The organism is Pseudomonas sp. Leaf48 (genome assembly GCF_001421885.1).
Lineage (GTDB): Bacteria > Pseudomonadota > Gammaproteobacteria > Pseudomonadales > Pseudomonadaceae > Aquipseudomonas.
The window spans coordinates 1-15,201 of sequence record NZ_LMLH01000017.1; the positions used below are offsets into that span (position 1 = coordinate 1).

General features: G+C 54.9%; 28 protein-coding genes. All 28 read right to left on the reverse strand.

Annotation, left to right across the window (positions count from 1 at the left end; translation table 11 throughout):
* Positions 1-225 precede the first annotated feature (225 nt).
* The 28 genes from bfr to rplD all read right to left on the reverse strand — a co-directional run bounded on the left by bfr (position 226) and on the right by rplD (position 15,190).
* Positions 226-690, reverse strand: a complete 465-nt coding sequence (gene bfr, locus ASE98_RS13645; protein WP_007970123.1) for a bacterioferritin — start codon at positions 688-690, stop codon at positions 226-228.
* 148 nt (positions 691-838) lie between these two features.
* Complete coding sequence (locus ASE98_RS13650) at positions 839-2,293, reverse strand: catalase (RefSeq protein WP_060541892.1); 1,455 nt, start codon at positions 2,291-2,293, stop codon at positions 839-841.
* A gap of 237 nt (positions 2,294-2,530) precedes the next feature.
* Complete coding sequence (rplQ, locus tag ASE98_RS13655; RefSeq protein ID WP_003176402.1) at positions 2,531-2,917, reverse strand: 50S ribosomal protein L17; 387 nt, start codon at positions 2,915-2,917, stop codon at positions 2,531-2,533.
* A 42-nt stretch (positions 2,918-2,959) separates the two neighbouring features.
* Positions 2,960-3,961, reverse strand: a complete 1,002-nt coding sequence (locus ASE98_RS13660; protein ID WP_007970428.1) for a DNA-directed RNA polymerase subunit alpha — start codon at positions 3,959-3,961, stop codon at positions 2,960-2,962.
* A gap of 22 nt (positions 3,962-3,983) precedes the next feature.
* Positions 3,984-4,604: a 30S ribosomal protein S4 gene (gene rpsD / locus ASE98_RS13665; protein WP_003176404.1), complete on the reverse strand. Its 621-nt coding sequence runs from the start codon at positions 4,602-4,604 to the stop codon at positions 3,984-3,986.
* Positions 4,605-4,622: 18 nt separating this feature from the next.
* Entirely contained in the window at positions 4,623-5,012 is a 390-nt protein-coding gene (gene rpsK / locus ASE98_RS13670) for a 30S ribosomal protein S11 (protein WP_002555466.1), read from the reverse strand.
* Positions 5,013-5,042: 30 nt separating this feature from the next.
* Positions 5,043-5,399 carry a 30S ribosomal protein S13 gene (gene rpsM, locus ASE98_RS13675; protein WP_009045849.1) on the reverse strand — a complete coding sequence of 119 codons (357 nt, stop codon included), beginning with the start codon at positions 5,397-5,399 and terminating at the stop codon, positions 5,043-5,045.
* Between the two features lie 129 nt (positions 5,400-5,528).
* Positions 5,529-5,645 carry a 50S ribosomal protein L36 gene (gene rpmJ, locus ASE98_RS26590; RefSeq protein WP_002555468.1) on the reverse strand — a complete coding sequence of 39 codons (117 nt, stop codon included), beginning with the start codon at positions 5,643-5,645 and terminating at the stop codon, positions 5,529-5,531.
* 24 nt (positions 5,646-5,669) lie between these two features.
* Positions 5,670-6,998 (reverse strand): preprotein translocase subunit SecY, encoded by a 1,329-nt coding sequence (gene secY, locus ASE98_RS13680; RefSeq protein WP_007943780.1) that lies wholly within the window; start codon positions 6,996-6,998, stop codon positions 5,670-5,672.
* Positions 6,999-7,436, reverse strand: a complete 438-nt coding sequence (rplO, locus tag ASE98_RS13685) for a 50S ribosomal protein L15 (RefSeq protein ID WP_003228720.1) — start codon at positions 7,434-7,436, stop codon at positions 6,999-7,001.
* Positions 7,437-7,439: 3 nt separating this feature from the next.
* Positions 7,440-7,616, reverse strand: a complete 177-nt coding sequence (gene rpmD, locus ASE98_RS13690; RefSeq protein ID WP_003176408.1) for a 50S ribosomal protein L30 — start codon at positions 7,614-7,616, stop codon at positions 7,440-7,442.
* A gap of 2 nt (positions 7,617-7,618) precedes the next feature.
* Positions 7,619-8,119: a 30S ribosomal protein S5 gene (gene rpsE, locus ASE98_RS13695; protein WP_003186035.1), complete on the reverse strand. Its 501-nt coding sequence runs from the start codon at positions 8,117-8,119 to the stop codon at positions 7,619-7,621.
* Positions 8,120-8,122: 3 nt separating this feature from the next.
* A complete protein-coding gene (rplR, locus tag ASE98_RS13700) occupies positions 8,123-8,473 on the reverse strand; it encodes a 50S ribosomal protein L18 (RefSeq protein ID WP_053162831.1) in 351 nt (116 codons plus the stop codon).
* Between the two features lie 10 nt (positions 8,474-8,483).
* The gene (gene rplF / locus ASE98_RS13705) at positions 8,484-9,017 is read right to left on the reverse strand and encodes a 50S ribosomal protein L6 (protein WP_003176412.1); all 534 of its coding nucleotides are present in this window, start codon (positions 9,015-9,017) and stop codon (positions 8,484-8,486) included.
* A 12-nt stretch (positions 9,018-9,029) separates the two neighbouring features.
* Positions 9,030-9,422, reverse strand: coding sequence for a 30S ribosomal protein S8 (gene rpsH, locus ASE98_RS13710; protein ID WP_008065722.1), 393 nt, complete (start codon positions 9,420-9,422; stop codon positions 9,030-9,032).
* Positions 9,423-9,631: 209 nt separating this feature from the next.
* Positions 9,632-9,937, reverse strand: coding sequence for a 30S ribosomal protein S14 (gene rpsN / locus ASE98_RS13715; RefSeq protein WP_003176414.1), 306 nt, complete (start codon positions 9,935-9,937; stop codon positions 9,632-9,634).
* 13 nt (positions 9,938-9,950) lie between these two features.
* A complete protein-coding gene (gene rplE / locus ASE98_RS13720; RefSeq protein ID WP_003210069.1) occupies positions 9,951-10,490 on the reverse strand; it encodes a 50S ribosomal protein L5 in 540 nt (179 codons plus the stop codon).
* Positions 10,491-10,512: 22 nt separating this feature from the next.
* Entirely contained in the window at positions 10,513-10,827 is a 315-nt protein-coding gene (gene rplX / locus ASE98_RS13725; RefSeq protein ID WP_003176416.1) for a 50S ribosomal protein L24, read from the reverse strand.
* A gap of 11 nt (positions 10,828-10,838) precedes the next feature.
* Positions 10,839-11,207 (reverse strand): 50S ribosomal protein L14, encoded by a 369-nt coding sequence (gene rplN, locus ASE98_RS13730; RefSeq protein WP_002555479.1) that lies wholly within the window; start codon positions 11,205-11,207, stop codon positions 10,839-10,841.
* Positions 11,208-11,230: 23 nt separating this feature from the next.
* On the reverse strand, positions 11,231-11,497 hold the full coding sequence (gene rpsQ / locus ASE98_RS13735) for a 30S ribosomal protein S17 (protein ID WP_003176419.1): 267 nt from the start codon (positions 11,495-11,497) through the stop codon (positions 11,231-11,233).
* 2 nt (positions 11,498-11,499) lie between these two features.
* A complete protein-coding gene (gene rpmC / locus ASE98_RS13740) occupies positions 11,500-11,691 on the reverse strand; it encodes a 50S ribosomal protein L29 (RefSeq protein ID WP_002555481.1) in 192 nt (63 codons plus the stop codon).
* On the reverse strand, positions 11,691-12,104 hold the full coding sequence (gene rplP, locus ASE98_RS13745) for a 50S ribosomal protein L16 (protein ID WP_019409905.1): 414 nt from the start codon (positions 12,102-12,104) through the stop codon (positions 11,691-11,693). The genes rpmC and rplP overlap by 1 nt, the downstream gene beginning before the upstream one ends.
* Before the next feature lie 12 nt (positions 12,105-12,116).
* On the reverse strand, positions 12,117-12,803 hold the full coding sequence (gene rpsC, locus ASE98_RS13750; protein ID WP_007970424.1) for a 30S ribosomal protein S3: 687 nt from the start codon (positions 12,801-12,803) through the stop codon (positions 12,117-12,119).
* A 13-nt stretch (positions 12,804-12,816) separates the two neighbouring features.
* Positions 12,817-13,149 (reverse strand): 50S ribosomal protein L22, encoded by a 333-nt coding sequence (gene rplV / locus ASE98_RS13755; protein WP_003103908.1) that lies wholly within the window; start codon positions 13,147-13,149, stop codon positions 12,817-12,819.
* Between the two features lie 11 nt (positions 13,150-13,160).
* Positions 13,161-13,436 carry a 30S ribosomal protein S19 gene (gene rpsS / locus ASE98_RS13760; protein ID WP_002555486.1) on the reverse strand — a complete coding sequence of 92 codons (276 nt, stop codon included), beginning with the start codon at positions 13,434-13,436 and terminating at the stop codon, positions 13,161-13,163.
* A 16-nt stretch (positions 13,437-13,452) separates the two neighbouring features.
* Positions 13,453-14,277 (reverse strand): 50S ribosomal protein L2, encoded by an 825-nt coding sequence (gene rplB / locus ASE98_RS13765; protein ID WP_060541893.1) that lies wholly within the window; start codon positions 14,275-14,277, stop codon positions 13,453-13,455.
* A 14-nt stretch (positions 14,278-14,291) separates the two neighbouring features.
* A complete protein-coding gene (gene rplW, locus ASE98_RS13770) occupies positions 14,292-14,591 on the reverse strand; it encodes a 50S ribosomal protein L23 (protein ID WP_002555488.1) in 300 nt (99 codons plus the stop codon).
* Entirely contained in the window at positions 14,588-15,190 is a 603-nt protein-coding gene (gene rplD, locus ASE98_RS13775) for a 50S ribosomal protein L4 (RefSeq protein ID WP_003228735.1), read from the reverse strand. Before rplD ends, rplW begins: the two co-directional genes overlap by 4 nt.
* Between the last annotated feature and the right edge of the window lie 11 nt (positions 15,191-15,201).

Consider the following 15,201-nt stretch of genomic DNA (forward strand, 5'->3'; position numbering starts at 1 on the left):
GAGCGGCCACATCTGGCCTTGAAATACAAAACGCCCGATGCGGTGCATCGGGCGTTTTGAGACTGAAACAGGTGTAAACCTATTTCAGGACTAGACACTGTAGGAGCGAGCATGCTCGCGATCGTCGTTAACGATAACGCGGGCATCTTGAGTCACCGCGGCGCCCTCAGGTTTCTCGCGAGCATGCTCGCTCCTACAGAAAAGTGCGGGGCTTCACTTACGCAATCATGCGTGGGATTGCAGGTAATTCTCGAGACCGATCAGCTTGATCAGACCCAGCTGTTTCTCCAGCCAGTAAGTGTGATCTTCTTCGGTGTCATGCAACTGAACCCGCAGCATCTCGCGGCTGACATAGTCCTTGTGCTGCTCGCAAAGCTTGATGCCTTTGCACAGCGCGGCCCGTACTTTGTATTCCAGGCGCAAATCCGCTTCGAGCATCTCTGTCACCGTGGTGCCGACATCGAGATCATCCGGGCGCATGCGTGGGGTGCCTTCGAGCATCAGAATCCGGCGCATCAGTGCATCGGCGTGCCCGGCCTCTTCTTCCATCTCGTGGTTGATACGTTCGTAGAGCTTGGTGAAACCCCAGTCCTCATACATCCGCGAATGAACGAAATATTGATCACGCGCGGCCAGTTCGCCGGTCAGCAACGTGTTGAGGTAATCGATTACGTCTGGGTGGCCTTGCATCGCCCTACATCTCCCTGCTTGAAAGTTATAGTTTGAACCAAGCTGACCGTAACGTCACTCGACAGACGCAATAAAAGCGAAGATATTCTGAGAAAAGCAGCTTAAATAACGCAAAAACCGCCCAAACAAGGGCGGTTCTGCTTCTCATTTAGACTTCGTTAAGCTGTACGTTGAGCAGCGTTGCGATTGCTTCTCCATACGCCGGATCAGCTTTGTAGAAATGCTGCAGTTGCCGATCAACCACGTCACTGGAGACGCCCGCCATCGCACCGGCAATGTTACTGACCAGCAGGGTTTTCTGCTGCTCGTTCATCAGGCGGAACAACGCGCCTGCGTGGCTGTAGTAGTCAGTGTCTTCGCGATGATCGTGACGATCGGCCGCGCCGCTCAGGCACAATGCCGGTTCAGCGTAGCGAGGTGCCTGCTTCGGCGACTCCACATAACTGTTGGGCTCGTAGTTCGGCGCCGCACCACCATTGTTGCCTAAGGCCATCGAGCCATCGCGCTGGTAGGTATTGACCGGACTGCGTGGGGCGTTTACTGGCAACTGCTGATGATTGGTGCCTACACGATAGCGATGGGCATCGGCGTAAGCGAATACTCGCCCTTGCAGCATGCGATCCGGCGAAAGACCAACACCAGGCACCATGTTGCTTGGACCGAACGCCGCTTGCTCCACCTCGGCGAAATAATTCTGCGGGTTGCGGTTCAGCTCCAGTTCCCCCACTTCAATCAGCGGAAACTCTTTCTGCGACCAGGTTTTGGTCACGTCGAACGGGTTCTCGTAGTGCGCCGCAGCCTGAGCCTCGGTCATGACCTGAATGCACACGCTCCATTTCGGGAAATCGCCGCGCTCAATGGCATTGAACAGGTCGCGCTGGGCGTAATCTGGATCGGTACCCGCCAGGCGAGCCGCTTCGGCCGGTGCGAGGTTCTTGATGCCCTGCTTGGTTTTGTAGTGCCACTTGACCCAGTACCGCTCACCGAGAGCGCTTATCAGGCTATAGGTATGACTGCCGAAGCCGTGCATGTGACGGTAGCCATCCGGGATGCCGCGGTCGGAAAACAGGATGGTGACCTGGTGCAGCGCCTCAGGCGAATGGGACCAGAAGTCCCACATCATCTGGGCACTTTTCAAGTTGCTCTGCGGCAGGCGTTTCTGGGTGTGGATAAAGTCGGGAAACTTCAGCGGGTCGCGAATGAAGAATACCGGTGTGTTGTTGCCGACGATGTCCCAGTTGCCTTCCTCGGTGTAGAACTTCAAGGCAAAACCCCGTGGATCGCGCTCGGTATCAGCCGAGCCACGCTCGCCACCCACCGTGGAGAATCGCAGGAACGTCGGGGTTTGCTTGCCAACAGACTCAAACAGCTTGGCGCTGGTGTACTGAGTGATGTCGCGAGTCACGGTGAAGGTGCCGTAGGCGCCCGAGCCCTTCGCGTGTACCCGGCGCTCAGGAATGTTTTCGCGGTTGAAGTGGGCAAGCTTCTCGATCAGGTGAAAGTCGTCGAGCAGCAGCGGACCACGAGGGCCGGCGGAGCGGGAATTCTGGTTGTCGGCAACAGGAGCGCCGCTGGCGGTGGTAAGCGTTTTGTTCTGGCTCATACGATCTTCCTTCATCTGTCGGTCTTGAACTGCCGGCTATCGGCTGAGAAGGAGTATTGACCATCAATATGACAGCTACAAATTCATTAACTTGCAGCAATCGATAGAAAAATACTAATGAACACTCCCATCACATAGTGACGTTGCGGACAAAGGAGACGCTTGTATAAATGGCGCGTTTCTTACAGACACAAAAAACCGGGCACTAGGCCCGGTTCTTTGTTTCAGACTGACGTCTTACTCGGCAGATACAGCTTCGCCGGCAGTAGCACGATCAACCAACTCGACGTACGCCATAGGCGCGTTGTCGCCAGCGCGGAAACCGCACTTGAGGATGCGCAGGTAGCCACCCTCACGGGTAGCGTAACGCTTGCCCAGGTCGTTGAAGAGCTTACCAACGATAGCTTTCGAACGGGTACGGTCGAAAGCCAGACGGCGGTTAGCCAGGCTGTCTGTCTTGGCCAAAGTGATCAGCGGCTCGGCAACGCGGCGCAGTTCTTTAGCTTTCGGCAGTGTAGTTTTGATCAGCTCGTGCTCGAACAGCGACACCGCCATGTTTTGGAACATGGCCTTGCGGTGCGAGCTGGTGCGGCTCAGGTGACGACCACTTTTACGATGACGCATGGTTCATTCCTTACCAAACACTACGTTCGGTGATTACGACGATCAGGCAGTCGCCTTGTCGTCCTTCTTAAGACTTGCAGGCGGCCAGTTGTCGAGGCGCATGCCGAGGGACAGACCGCGGGAGGCCAGAACGTCCTTGATTTCAGTCAAGGATTTCTTGCCCAGGTTCGGAGTCTTCAACAGCTCTACTTCGGTACGCTGAATCAGGTCGCCGATGTAGTAGATGTTTTCCGCCTTAAGGCAGTTAGCCGAACGTACAGTCAGTTCCAGATCGTCAACCGGGCGAAGCAGGATCGGATCGATCTCGTCTTCCTGCTCGACAACCACTGGCTCACTGTCACCCTTGAGGTCGACGAACGCAGCCAACTGCTGTTGCAGAATGGTTGCAGCGCGGCGAATAGCCTCTTCAGGATCCAGAGTACCGTTGGTTTCCAGATCAATAACCAGCTTGTCCAGGTTAGTACGCTGCTCGACACGGGCGTTTTCCACCACGTATGCGATACGGCGAACCGGGCTGAACGAAGAGTCAAGCTGCAAGCGACCGATGCTGCGGCTTTCGTCTTCATCGCTCTGACGCGAGTCGGCCGGTTCATAACCACGACCACGAGCTACTACGAGCTTCATGTTCAGGGCGCCGTTAGACGCCAGGTTAGCGATTACGTGATCGGGGTTAACGATCTCGACATCATGATCCAGCTGAATATCGGCAGCGGTAACCACCCCCGAACCCTTCTTCGACAAGGTCAGCGTAACTTCGTCACGACCGTGCAGCTTGATAGCCAGACCTTTAAGGTTCAACAGGATTTCAATTACGTCTTCCTGTACACCTTCGATGGCGCTGTACTCGTGGAGCACACCGTCAATCTCGGCCTCGACTACTGCACAGCCGGGCATTGAGGACAACAGGATGCGGCGCAGCGCGTTGCCCAGGGTATGGCCAAAGCCACGCTCGAGAGGCTCGAGAGTGATCTTGGCGCGGGTTGGACTGACAACCTGCACATCAATGTGGCGGGGTGTCAGGAACTCATTTACCGAAATCTGCATGGATGCACCTATTTTCTAGCCCTTACTTGGAGTAGAGCTCGACAATCAGGCTTTCGTTGATGTCGGCGGACAGATCACTGCGAGCTGGAACGTTCTTGAAAACGCCCGACTTCTTCTCAGTGTCTACTTCTACCCATTCTACGCGGCCACGTTGGGCACACAGATCGAGAGCTTGGACAATGCGAAGTTGATTTTTTGCTTTCTCGCGAACAGCAACCACGTCACCAGCACGAACCTGGTAGGACGGAACGTTAACGGTCTGACCGTTTACGCTGATCGACTTGTGCGATACCAGCTGACGGGATTCGGCACGAGTCGAACCGAAGCCCATACGGTATACCACGTTGTCCAGACGGCATTCGAGCAGTTGCAGCAGGTTTTCACCGGTTGCACCTTTCTTGCCAGCTGCTTCTTTGTAGTAGCCGCTGAATTGACGCTCGAGAACGCCGTAGATACGACGGACCTTCTGCTTTTCACGCAGTTGGGTGCCGTAGTCGGACTGGCGACCGCGGCGTTGGCCGTGGATACCAGGTGCTGCTTCAATGTTGCACTTCGATTCGATCGCGCGCACGCCGCTCTTCAGGAAGAGATCGGTGCCTTCGCGACGAGCGAGTTTGCATTTTGGACCAATGTAACGAGCCATTCTTTACAATCTCCTGGATTACACGCGGCGCTTCTTCGGCGGACGGCACCCGTTGTGCGGGATTGGCGTCACGTCGGTGATGCTGGCGATCTTATAGCCACAGCCGTTCAATGCACGGACAGCAGACTCACGACCTGGACCTGGACCTTTGACGTTAACGTCGAGGTTTTTCAGGCCATATTCCAGCGCAGCTTGACCAGCACGTTCAGCAGCTACTTGAGCAGCAAACGGGGTGGACTTGCGGGAACCGCGGAAACCCGAACCACCGGAGGTAGCCCAAGAAAGCGCGTTACCTTGACGGTCGGTGATGGTCACGATGGTGTTGTTAAAAGAAGCATGGATGTGGGCGATGCCATCAACCACTGTCTTTTTAACTTTTTTACGAGGACGAGCAGCAGGTTTTGCCATGATTAATTTCCTGTCGATTCGCGTGGGCGATTACTTGCGGATCGGCTTACGCGGACCTTTACGGGTACGCGCGTTAGTCTTGGTACGCTGACCGCGTACTGGAAGACCACGACGATGACGCAGACCACGGTAGCAACCGAGGTCCATCAAACGCTTGATTTTCATGTTGATTTCGCGACGCAGGTCACCTTCAGTGGTGAACTTCGCCACTTCGCCACGCAACTGCTCAATCTGCTCGTCGCTCAGATCTTTGATCTTTGCGGCTGGGTTTACCCCAGTCTCTGCGCAAATTTTCTGCGCAGTAGTGCGACCAACACCATAGATGTAGGTCAGCGAGATAACAGTGTGCTTGTTATCTGGAATGTTAACGCCTGCAATACGGGCCATTCAGTGGGACTCCAATTGACAGCTACCTACGCCCCGGAAGCCAAGAAATAGGGCGCGAGATAATATCGCTGTAATAACAAATAATCAACCCGGTAGCGCACTAGCTACCGGGCTTCAAGCAGATCACACTCAGCCTTGGCGCTGTTTGTGACGCGGTTCCGCGCTGCAAATTACTCGAACAACACCTTCGCGGCGAATAATCTTGCAGTTACGGCACAGCTTTTTCACCGATGCACGAACTTTCATCACCAACTCCTCGAACCTTATGGGTCAGCGCAGCATGCCGCTGCCGTAACCCTTCAGGTTGGCTTTCTTCATCAGGGATTCGTACTGGTGCGAAACGAGGTGCGATTGTACTTGGGACATGAAGTCCATCACAACCACGACGACGATCAGCAACGAGGTCCCGCCAAGGTAGAACGGAACGTTGGCTGCAACCACCAGGAACTGGGGCAACAGGCAGACGGCCGTCATGTAAAGAGCACCGAACAGGGTCAAGCGGGTCAGAACGCCATCAATATAGCGTGCCGACTGCTCACCTGGACGGATGCCCGGAATAAAGGCACCGGACTTCTTCAGGTTTTCCGCTACGTCTTTCGGATTGAACATCAACGCCGTATAGAAGAAGCAGAAGAAAATAATCCCTGCACTAAACAGCAGAATATTCAACGGCTGACCAGGAGCGATCGACTGCGAGATGTCCTGCAACCAGCCCATACCTTCAGACTGACCGAACCAGGCACCCAGCGAAGCCGGGAACAGCAAAATGCTGCTCGCGAAAATGGCCGGAATAACACCGGCCATGTTCACTTTCAGCGGCAAGTGGCTAGTCTGCGCAGCGAAGACCTTGCGGCCCTGCTGACGCTTGGCGTAGTGAACAGCGATACGACGCTGACCACGCTCAATGAACACCACGAAACCGATGATCGCTACTGCCAGCAAACCGATGGCAACCAGGGCGAAGATGTTGATATCACCCTGACGGGCAGACTCGAAAGACTGCCCGATCGCTCTCGGAAGACCGGCGACGATACCCGAAAAAATCAACATCGAGATACCGTTGCCAACACCACGCTCAGTAATCTGCTCACCCAGCCACATCATGAACATCGCACCAGCCACAAAAGTGGTTACCGCGACGAAATGGAAGCTAAAGTCACCAGTGAACGAAACGCCCTGCCCCGCCAGACCAATGGACATGCCAATAGCCTGGACAAGAGCAAGAGCGACAGTGAGGTAGCGGGTGTACTGGCTAATCTTGCGACGGCCAGCTTCACCTTCCTTCTTCAACTGCTCCAGCTGCGGGCTGACGGCGGTCATCAGCTGCATGATGATCGATGCCGAAATGTACGGCATGATCCCCAGTGCAAAGATGCTCATCCGCTCCAGCGCGCCGCCGGAAAACATGTTGAACAAGCTAAGAATGGTCCCCTCATTCTGTCGAAACAGGTCCGCGAGTCGGTCCGGGTTGATACCTGGAACCGGGATGTGTGCGCCTATTCGGTAGACGATAATCGCCAGGAACAGAAAACGCAGACGAGCCCAGAGTTCAGACATACCGCCTTTGCCGAGCGCAGAGAGAGCACCTTGCTTAGCCATTTATTCCTCGAACTTGCCGCCAGCTGCTTCGATAGCCGCACGCGCACCTTTGGTGGCGCCGATTCCCTTTCCGATGGTAACAGCGCGAGTCACTTCGCCGGACAGCATGATTTTCACACGCTGAACGTTGACGTTGATCACGTTGGCATCTTTCAGAGACTGCACGGTGACGATGTCGCCTTCCACTTTAGCCAACTCGGACAGACGCACTTCTGCGCGATCCATGGCTTTCAGGGAAACGAAACCGAACTTCGGCAGGCGACGATGCAGCGGCTGTTGACCGCCTTCAAAGCCTGGAGCAATGGTGCCACCGGAGCGGGAGGTCTGACCTTTGTGACCACGGCCACCAGTCTTACCCAAACCACTACCGATACCACGGCCCGGACGATGCTTTTCGCGACGGGAACCCGGCGCTGGACTCAGATCATTGAGTTTCATCGATTAACCCTCGACACGCAGCATGTAGTAAGCCTTGTTGATCATCCCGCGATTCTCGGGAGTATCCTGGACTTCTACAGTGTGACCGATGCGACGCAGACCCAGACCCTTAACGCACAGTTTGTGGTTAGGGATGCGGCCGGTCATGCTTTTGATCAGCGTTACTTTAACGGTAGCCATGATCAGAAGATCTCCTTGACGCTTTTGCCACGCTTGGCGGCAATGGATTCAGGAGACTGCATTGCTTTCAAACCCTTGAAAGTGGCGTGAACCACGTTTACCGGGTTAGTCGAGCCGTAGCACTTGGCCAGAACGTTCTGAACGCCAGCAACTTCGAGAACGGCACGCATAGCGCCGCCAGCGATGATACCGGTACCTTCAGAAGCAGGCTGCATGTACACCTTCGAAGCGCCGTGAGCGGACTTCATTGCGTACTGCAGAGTGGTGCCGTTCAGATCAACCTGGATCATGTTGCGGCGAGCAGCTTCCATTGCCTTCTGGATCGCAGCAGGCACTTCACGCGACTTGCCACGGCCGAAGCCAACACGGCCCTTACCATCACCAACCACGGTCAACGCGGTGAAAGTGAAGATACGGCCGCCTTTAACGGTTTTGGCTACGCGGTTAACTTGAACCAGCTTCTCGATGTAGCCTTCGTCGCGCTTTTGGTCGTTATTTGACATAACTTAGAACTCCAGCCCAGCTTCACGAGCAGCATCAGCCAGCGCTTTAACGCGGCCGTGGTACTTGAAGCCAGAGCGGTCGAAAGCCACCTGCGAGACGCCAGCGGCCTTAGCACGCGTAGCGACCAGCTGGCCAACCTTAGTGGCCGCGTCGATGTTGCCAGTGGCACCATCACGCAGTTCTTTATCCAAAGTCGAGGCGCTTGCCAGGACTTTGCTGCCGTCGGCCGAAATGACCTGGGCGTAGATGTGCTGCGAAGAGCGGAACACGCAGAGACGCACGACTTCGAGTTCGTGCATTTTCAGGCGTGCTTTGCGAGCGCGACGCAGTCGAGTAACTTTTTTGTCGGTCATTTGCTATGCCCTACTTCTTCTTGGCTTCTTTACGACGGACGACTTCGTCCGCGTAGCGCACACCTTTGCCTTTGTACGGCTCTGGTGGACGGAAGTCGCGGATCTCGGCGGCCACTTGACCTACCAGCTGCTTGTCGATGCCCTTGATCAGGATATCGGTCTGGCTAGGAGTCTCAGCGGTGATGCCTTCCGGCAGTTCGTAATCCACTGGGTGCGAGAAGCCAAGAGCCAGGTTCAGCACTGTGCCTTTTGCTTGCGCTTTGTAACCAACACCGACCAGCTGGAGCTTGCGCTCGAAGCCTTGGCTTACGCCTTGGACCATGTTGTTAACCAACGCACGAGTGGTACCAGCCATTGCGCGAGTCTGTTGATCGCCATTGCGAGCAGCAAAACGCAGCTCACCGGCTTCTTCAACGATCTCAACGGACGAATGGATGTTCAGTTCGAGAGTGCCCTTGGCACCCTTCACCGAAAGCTGTTGGCCTGCGAATTTTACTTCGACACCGGCTGGCAGCTTAACGGGGTTCTTAGCGACGCGAGACATGCTTATCCCCCCTTAGAACACAGTGCAAAGAACTTCGCCGCCGACACCGGCAGCGCGCGCAGCACGATCAGTCATCACACCTTTGTTGGTGGAGACGATAGACACACCGAGACCGCCACGAACTTTTGGCAGATCATCGACGGACTTGTACTGACGCAGGCCTGGACGGCTAACGCGCTTCACTTCTTCGATAACCGGACGGCCTTCGAAGTACTTCAGCTCGATGGACAGCAGTGGTTTTGTTTCGCTGCTGATCTGATAACCCGCAATGTAACCTTCGTCCTTCAGGACTTTGGCAACAGCTACCTTCAACGTGGAAGATGGCATGCTTACGACGGACTTTTCAGCCATCTGGGCATTACGGATACGAGTTAGCATGTCCGCTAACGGGTCCTGCATACTCATGGGCTAGACGCTCCTAATACAAAAAAATTAGCCTTGCGGCTATTACGTGTCGCCGAGAATCTCCGGTCATGAAAAACACGGGCTCAGGCGAGCCGGGTATTCTAGACACACCCCGGAAATGAATCAAGCCCCAAAAGGGGCTTGATCCAGATTCAAGGCCACCGGTGGTCAGGTTCTTGCGAACCTTCGCACCGAGACTCTGAAAGTACTTACCAGCTGGCTTTAACCAGACCTGGTACGTCACCACGCATTGCCGCTTCACGCAGTTTGTTACGGCCGAGGCCGAACTTGCGGTAAACGCCGTGTGGACGACCGGTCAGGCGGCAGCGGTTACGCATGCGCGAAGCGCTTGCGTCACGTGGCTGCTTCTGCAGAGCTACTGTAGCTTCCCAACGCGCTTCTGGACTTGCGTTCAGATCAACGATGATAGCTTTCAGTGCTGCACGCTTCTTGGCGTACTTGGCAACCGTGAGCTGACGCTTCAGCTCGCGGTTTTTCATGCTCATCTTGGCCATGGTCCTACTCCAATCAGTTGCGGAACGGGAATTTGAACGCACGCAGCAGAGCGCGGCCTTCATCATCGTTCTTGGCAGTGGTGGTCAGGGTGATGTCCAGACCGCGGAGAGCATCGATCTTGTCGTAGTCGATTTCCGGGAAGATGATCTGCTCTTTCACGCCCATGCTGTAGTTGCCACGACCATCGAAGGACTTGGCATTCAGGCCGCGGAAGTCGCGAACCCGAGGCAGGGAGATCGACAGCAGACGATCCAGGAACTCGTACATACGCTCACGGCGCAGGGTCACTTTGACGCCGATCGGCCAACCTTCACGGACTTTAAAGCCAGCGATGGATTTGCGAGCGTAGGTCACAACGACTTTCTGGCCGGTGATCTTTTCCAGGTCAGCAACAGCGTGCTCGATGACTTTTTTGTCGCCGATCGCTTCGCCCAGACCCATGTTCAGGGTGATTTTGGTAACGCGCGGAACTTCCATCACGTTCGAAAGCTTAAGTTCTTCCTTAAGTTTCGGAGCAATTTCCTTCCGGTAAATCTCTTTTAGTCGTGCCATGGTCTCATCTACCTAGCAGTGTTCAAGCATCAACCGCTTTTTGGGTCGACTTGAAGACACGAATTTTCTTGCCGTCTTCTACTTTGAAACCAACGCGGTCAGCCTTGTTGGTTTCGCCGTTGAAAATGGCGACGTTAGAAGCATCCAGTGGAGCTTCTTTTTCGACGATACCGCCCTGCACGCCCGACATCGGGTTAGGCTTGGTATGACGCTTGACCAGGTTCAGACCACCAATAACCAAACGGTTGTTAGCGAGAACCTTAAGCACCTTACCGCGCTTACCTTTGTCTTTGCCGGCGATCACGATGATCTCGTCGTCACGACGAATCTTTTGCATGTCGGATCTCCTTACAGCACTTCTGGGGCGAGCGAGACGATCTTCATGAACTTCTCAGTACGAAGTTCACGGGTCACTGGCCCAAAGATACGGGTGCCGATCGGCTCTTGCTTGTTGTTCAGAAGAACAGCAGCGTTGCCATCAAAGCGGATAATGGAGCCATCAGCACGACGTACGCCGTGACGAGTGCGGACTACAACAGCAGTCATCACTTGGCCTTTTTTCACTTTACCGCGAGGAATTGCTTCCTTGACGGTAACCTTGATGATGTCACCGATACCAGCGTAACGACGATGGGAGCCACCCAGCACCTTGATGCACATAACGCGGCGAGCGCCGCTGTTATCGGCCACATCGAGCATGGATTGAGTCTGAATCATATAATTTCTCCGACCCCTAGTCCTTAGACTTCCACAGCGCGTTCGAGAACATCAACCAGCGCCCAAGACTTGGTCTTGGCCAAAGGACGAGTTTCACGAATAGTGACTTTGTCGCCGATGTGGCACTGATTGGTTTCGTCGTGCGCGTGCAGCTTAGTCGAACGCTTAACGTATTTACCGTAGATCGGGTGCTTAACGCGACGCTCGATCAGAACGGTGATGGTTTTGTCCATCTTGTCGCTGACAACACGGCCAGTCAGCGTACGGACAGTTTTTTCGGCTTCAGCCATGATTACTTACCTGCCTGCTGGTTGAGCACAGTCTTCACGCGAGCGATGTCACGCTTAACTTGCGAGAGCAGATGAGACTGCCCCAACTGGCCAGTTGCTTTCTGCATACGCAGATTGAACTGGTCGCGCAGCAAGCCGAGCAGTTGCTCGTTCAGCTGCTGTGCGGATTTTTCACGAAGTTCATTCGCTTTCATCACATCACCGTCCGTTTAACAAAGGAGGTGGCGAGCGGCAGCTTTGCAGCAGCCAGGGCGAAAGCCTCACGCGCCAGCTCTTCAGAAACACCCTCGATTTCATACAGGACTTTGCCTGGCTGAATCTGGGCAACCCAGTATTCCACGTTACCCTTACCTTTACCCATACGAACCTCGAGAGGCTTCTTGGAGATCGGCTTGTCCGGGAATACACGGATCCAGATCTTGCCGCCACGCTTAACGTGACGGGTCAGAGCACGACGCGCTGACTCGATCTGACGAGCGGTGAGACGACCACGAGCAACAGACTTCAGCGCATATTCGCCGAAGCTGACTTTGCTACCGCGCAGTGCCAGACCACGGTTGTGGCCGGTCATCTGCTTGCGGAACTTCGTACGCTTTGGTTGCAACATTTGGCGTACCCCTTACTTAGCAGCTTTTTTACGAGGCGCTGGTGCTTGTGGTTTCAGTTCTTCTTGGCGACCACCAATTACTTCGCCTTTGAAGATCCAAACCTTTACACCGATCACACCGTAAGTGGTGTGAGCTTCGTAGTTGGCATAGTCGATGTCGGCACGCAGGGTGTGCAGTGGCACACGACCTTCGCGATACCATTCAGTACGTGCGATTTCAGCACCGCCGAGACGACCGCTCACTTGGATTTTGATGCCTTTGGCACCAATGCGCATGGCGTTCTGTACAGCGCGCTTCATAGCGCGACGGAACATTACGCGACGCTCCAGCTGCTGAGCTACGCTCTGCGCAACCAGCATACCGTCGAGCTCCGGCTTGCGGATCTCTTCGATATTGATGTGCACAGGCACACCCATTTGCTTGGTCAGGTCCTGACGCAGTTTCTCAACATCTTCACCTTTCTTCCCGATAACGATACCAGGACGAGCGGTGTGGATGGTGATGCGTGCAGTTTGGGCCGGACGATGGATATCGATACGGCTTACGGACGCGCTTTTTAGTTTGTCTTGGAGGTACTCACGCACATTCAGATCTGCGAGCAAATAGTCCGCATAAGTCCGACCGTCTGCGTACCAGACGGAGGTGTGCTCCTTGACGATTCCCAGGCGAATGCCAATGGGATGTACTTTCTGACCCATCTCTTCGACTCCGTTACTTGTCAGCAACCTTGACAGTGATATGGCAAGACCGCTTGACGATGCGATCAGCACGGCCTTTGGCACGTGGCATGATGCGCTTCAGCGAACGCCCTTCGTTGACGAAAACAGTGCTGACCTTCAGGTCATCAACGTCTGCGCCTTCGTTATGCTCGGCGTTGGCTACGGCCGACTCCAGCACTTTCTTCATGATCTCGGCGGCTTTCTTACTGCTGAAAGCCAACAGGTTGAGCGCTTCGCCCACCTTCTTCCCGCGGATCTGGTCGGCGACCAAGCGGGCTTTCTGGGCGGAGATTCGAGCGCCCGACAACTTAGCGGCTACTTCCATTTCCTAACCCCTTAACGCTTGGCTTTCTTGTCTGCCACGTGCCCGCGATAAGTGCGGGTACCGGCGAACTCGCCCAGTTTGTGGCCGACCATGTCTTCGTTCACGAGAACTGGGACGTGCTGACGACCGTTGTGTACTGCGATGGTCAGACCGACCATTTGTGGCAGGATCATCGAACGACGCGACCAGGTTTTCACCGGTTTGCGATCGTTCTTTTCCGCCGCCACTTCGATCTTCTTCAGTAGGTGAAGATCGATAAAAGGACCTTTTTTCAGAGAACGTGGCACTGTCGTATCCCTCTATTTACTTGCGACGACGGACGATCATTTTGTCGGTACGCTTATTACCACGAGTCTTCGCGCCCTTAGTCGGGAAGCCCCATGGCGATACCGGATGACGACCACCAGAGGTACGACCTTCACCACCACCATGTGGGTGGTCAACCGGGTTCATGGCAACACCACGAACGGTTGGGCGAACGCCACGCCAGCGTTTGGCACCAGCTTTACCCAGCGAACGCAGGCTGTGCTCGGAGTTCGAGACTTCGCCCAGGGTCGCACGGCATTCAGCCAGGACTTTACGCATTTCACCGGAACGCAGACGCAGGGTCACGTATACGCCTTCACGAGCGATCAGCTGAGCCGAAGCACCAGCGGAACGAGCGATCTGAGCGCCTTTACCCGGCTTCAATTCGATACCGTGAATCGTGCTACCCACTGGAATGTTGCGCAGTTGCAGGGAGTTGCCTGGCTTGATTGGAGCCAGAGCACCTGCGATCAGCTGGTCGCCAGCACTCACGCCTTTAGGGGCGATGATGTAGCGGCGCTCGCCGTCTGCGTAGCACAGCAGTGCGATGTGAGCAGTACGGTTTGGATCGTATTCAATGCGCTCGACAGTGGCGGAGATGCCATCTTTGTCGTTGCGACGGAAGTCGACCATACGGTAATGCTGCTTATGACCACCACCGATGTGACGAGTGGTAATACGGCCATTGTTGTTACGACCACCAGACTTCGATTTTTTCTCGAGCAGCGGTGCGTGAGGAGCGCCTTTATGCAGCTCCTTGTTGACCACCTTGACCACAAAACGGCGGCCAGGGGAAGTCGGTTTGCATTTAACGATTGCCATGATGCACCCCTTCCTTACTCAGCACTGCTGCTGAAATCGAGATCTTGGCCTGGCTGAAGGGAGATAACCGCCTTCTTCCAGTCATTACGCTTGCCCAGACCGCGAGCTGTGCGCTTGCTCTTACCCAGAACGTTCAGGGTAGTAACACGCTCAACTTTCACGCTGAACAGGCTTTCGACGGCCTTCTTGATTTCCAGCTTGGTTGCGTCAGTTGCAACCTTGAAAACGAACTGGCCTTTCTTGTCTGCCAGAACCGTAGCCTTCTCGGAAACGTGCGGGCCAAGCAGAACTTTAAATACGCGTTCCTGGTTCATCCCAGCAGCTCCTCGAATTTCTTCACGGCCGACACGGTGATCAACACCTTGTCGTATGCGATCAGACTAACTGGATCGGAACCTTGCACGTCACGTACATCAACGTGTGGCAGGTTACGAGCAGCCAGGTACAGGTTCTGATCAACAGCGTCGGACACGATCAGAACGTCGGTCAGGCTCATGTTGTTCAGCTTGCCCAGCAGGTCTTTGGTTTTCGGCGTTTCAACGGCGAAATCCTGAACCACAACCAGACGATCAGTACGCACCAGCTCAGCAAGGATGGAACGCATTGCTGCGCGATACATCTTCTTGTTCAGCTTCTGGGAGTGATCCTGAGGACGAGCTGCGAAAGTGGTACCGCCGCCACGCCAGATTGGGCTACGGATAGTACCGGCACGAGCACGGCCAGTACCTTTCTGACGCCATGGGCGCTTACCGCCACCACGAACGTCGGAACGGGTCTTTTGCTGCTTGGAACCCTGACGACCGCCAGCCATGTAGGCTACGACTGCTTGGTGAACCAGCGTCTCGTTGAATTCGCCGCCAAATGTCAGTTCGGAAACTTCGATCGCTTGAGCGTCATTTACATTTAATTGCATGTCAGCTTCCC